Origin of the sequence: Streptomyces sp. DvalAA-14 (genome assembly GCF_900091855.1) — a bacterium.
Lineage (GTDB): Bacteria > Actinomycetota > Actinomycetes > Streptomycetales > Streptomycetaceae > Actinacidiphila.
The window spans coordinates 1-2,298 of sequence record NZ_FMCH01000283.1; the positions used below are offsets into that span (position 1 = coordinate 1).

The window sequence follows — 2,298 nt, forward strand, 5'->3', positions numbered from 1 at the left end:
GGGCGGGCGGCCGAGTCGTGGGGATGTCGCGCAGAAGTACGCGGATCTGTTCGCGGCGCGGGGTGATGCCGCGGCGAGGTTGCCGGGTGCGGCGCGGGCGGCGGAGGAGAACGCCCGGGTGTCGTTGTTCGACGCGGCGGACGCGGGCACCTCGCGTGCGGTGGACGCGGCGAAGGCGGCGCAGGATCACGCGGATGTGCTGGCGCGGGGTGTGAAGGCGGCCGAGGACGCCCGGCTGGCCCGACCGGACGTGGATGCCGCCGTGAAGACGGTCGGACAGGCCCGGGGCGCCGAGCACCAGGCGTTCGCGCACGCGGTGTCGGCGCGGGCGAAGGCGGACACCGCGCAGGAAGCGTCCGAGGCCGCCGCCAAGGCATCGGCCGACGCGAAGAAGACCGCCGACGCCGACGCGGACGACGCCCGGGTGAAGCTGTTCGAGGCGGCCGACGAGGGTACGCCCGAGGCGCTGGACGCGGCGAGGACCGCGCAGAGCAGAGCGCAGGTCTCGGCGGCGAAGGCCAAGGCCGCCCGGGCCGCCGCCAAGGCGGCGGAGGCCGCCGCGGACACGGCGAAGGCGGAGGCGAAGACCGCGCAGGCCGAGGCGTGGAAGGCGTCCGGTGATGTGCGCGACGCGCGCGCCACGCTGTCGGACTCGGTGGCCACGGTGGAGAAGGCCGAGGCGCTGCACGCGGACGCCCTGGCCCAGGCGGTGCGGAAGGCCGACGACGGGCCCGGGGCCGGTGGTCCGCGGGACGGTGCGGGCACCAGGCCCAGCCGCGGGGACATCGCCAAGAAGTACGCCGACATCTTCAAGGCCCGCCAGGACACCGCCGCCAAGGCGTCGGCGGACGCGGCGAAGACGGCCCGGGCGGCGGAGGAGAACGCCCGGGTGTCGTTGTTCGACGCGGCCGGCGACGGGACGCCCCGAGCGGTCGCCGCGGCAAAGGCGGCGCAGGACCACGCGGATACTCTCGCCCGGGGGGAGAAGGCGGCCGAGGACGTCCGGCTGGGGCGGCCGGACGTGGACTCCGCGGTGAAGACGGTGGGACAGGCGCGCGGGGCGGAGCCGCCCGCGTTCCGGCGCGCGGTGGCTGCGCAGGCGAAGGCGGACACCGCGCAGGAGGCGTCCGAGGCCGCCGCCAAGGCATCGGCGGAGGCGAAGAGACCGCCGACGCCGACGCGGACGACGCCCGGGTGAAGCTGTTCCAGGCGGCCGACGAGGGTACGCCCGAGGCGGTCGCCGCGGCGAAGACCGCGCAGACCGCAGCCGATGCCTCGGCCGGGAAGGCCAAGGCCGCCCGGGCCGCCGCCACCGTGGCGGAAGCCGCGGCGAGGAAGGCGGACGCCGAGGCGAAGACGGCCCAGGCCGACGCGCTGAAGGCGTCCGGTGATCTGCGGGACGCGCGGGCCGCACTGTCGGGGCTGGTGGCCAAACTGGAGCAGGCCGCGGCGGACGCCAGAGCGGGTGGAGCGGGCCCGGCAGGCCGCGGCGCGGACGCGCCGAAGCCCGGACGCGCCGCGAAGGGCAAGAAGTTCGCCACTCTCGACGACCTCCCGAAGGACCCGAAGCCCGCCGGGACGCCGGCCGGGGCCCCAGCGGCGCCCGGCCGGGGCAAAGGCCCGGCCACCGCTCCCGGGCAGGGGAGGGCCACCGCTGTGCGCGGGCCCTCGAAGGGGTCCGAGACGGCGACCCAGAAGCCGGAGCAGGCCAAGCCCGGCCAGCCGCCCAGGAAGTCGGCGTTCTCCGGCGCCGGGCACCGGTTGGACGGGAACGAGACCGCGCCGCCGGTGGATCCCAACGCGGCCGCCAAGTTCACCGGTCCCGGGCACCGGCTCGGCGAGGACGGCGACACGGGTTCGACGGCCGAGTCCACGACCCCGGGCGGGGCGCCGGCTTCCGCCGGATCGGAGAAGTTCACCGGTCCCGGGCAGCGGCTGGACGGCAAGTCCGCGGACCCGGCGACCGGCACGAAGGGCCCCGGGACGAAGACCGGTGACCCTTCGGCCGCCTTCTCCGGCAGGGGACAGCGGCTGGGTGACGGCTCGGTGTCCGGGGCAAAGCCCGGGGCCAAGGCCGATCCGGACGCGTTCACCGGCCGGGGCCACCGGCTCGGATCCGACGCCGACCCGGCGCGTACGGACGCGGCCCGTACGGACGCGGCGCGTACCGACCCGGCCACCGCGGACCGGCCCGCCGCCCCGGCGGAGCCGGCCGTCTTCCGCGGCGAGGGCCATCGGCTCGGCGGCGGCACGAAGGAGCCGCAGGACCCGGCGCAGCCGGCCGGCGGCCGGGCGGAC

The 2,298-nt window shown here is 77.5% G+C and carries 1 protein-coding gene and 1 pseudogene; both read left to right on the forward strand.

Translation table 11 applies throughout. The annotated features are described in order from the left end of the window. Positions 1-1,198: pseudogene (locus GA0115240_RS36895) on the forward strand (hypothetical protein); the annotation flags it as partial. Continuing rightward, positions 1,195-2,298: hypothetical protein (locus GA0115240_RS14450; protein ID WP_161302216.1), on the forward strand; the 1,104-nt coding region annotated here is incomplete at its 3' end. The pseudogene GA0115240_RS36895 and the gene GA0115240_RS14450, both read left to right, overlap by 4 nt.